General features: G+C 59.7%; 1 pseudogene. It reads left to right on the top strand.

The window, feature by feature from the left end:
* Positions 1 to 407 (top strand): annotated as a pseudogene (locus ACTHR2_RS10545) (RHS repeat family protein); the annotation flags it as partial.

Genomic DNA, 407 nt, shown 5'->3' with positions numbered 1-407 from the left:
ATACCACTACGACACCAATCAACACCTCACCCTCGCCCTCTATCCCGACGGCAGCAAGGAGACCTTCGGCTATGATGCCGCAGGTCGTCTGACCACCCATACCGACGGCGAAGGCCACACCACCTCCTACGAATACGGCCAGGACGGTCTGCCGACCCGACGCACCAATGCCTTGGGCCATACCTTCGGCTACCATTACGACCAAGCCCGCCGCTTAGTCGGCCTCACCAATGAAAACGGTGCGCGCTACCGCTTTGCCTACGACATCCTCGACCGATTGATTGCAGAAAGCGGTTTCGACCATAAGCTCACCGGCTACCGCTACAACGCCGGCAACGAACTGATTGAACAGCGTGAATTCGGCGACGAAGCCTCCCTTGCCGCCAAACTGATGGCGCAGCTGGGCG

This window comes from Neisseria sp. P0006.S004 (genome assembly GCF_051963015.1).
GTDB lineage: Bacteria > Pseudomonadota > Gammaproteobacteria > Burkholderiales > Neisseriaceae > Neisseria.
This window is presented reverse-complemented; position numbering and strand designations above follow the sequence as displayed.